The sequence below is a fragment of the Methylobacterium nigriterrae genome (assembly GCF_037106235.1).
Lineage (GTDB): Bacteria > Pseudomonadota > Alphaproteobacteria > Rhizobiales > Beijerinckiaceae > Methylobacterium > Methylobacterium nigriterrae.
In genome coordinates, this window is record NZ_JBAWTG010000753.1 from 1 (window position 1) to 286 (window position 286).

Sequence of the window (286 nt, forward strand, 5' to 3'; positions counted from 1 at the left end):
GGCCAATGCGGACCACGGCAATCGGGCGAGGCTCCTGGCCGCGAACCAGGCCGCGGCCGAGTTCTTCGTCGCCCAGCTCGCGACGCCCGATGCAGAGCCCGGTCGCGTCTTCCTGGGGGAGCGCGGTTTCGATCCGTCCGCGGCGAAACGCTTCGGCATCGGCTTCGCGCCGAAGAGCTACGACGCGCTCAGCAAGCACCTGCGTGCCCTCGGCTTCACTGATGCGGAGCTGCTCGCCGCGGGCCTCACGGGCGAGGGCGATCGCGGTCCGTACGATCGCTTCCGC

1 pseudogene is annotated in these 286 nt (G+C 71.0%); it reads left to right on the forward strand.

What is annotated here, in order from left to right:
- Positions 1-286, forward strand: a pseudogene (locus tag WDW90_RS39005) (DNA primase); the annotation flags it as partial.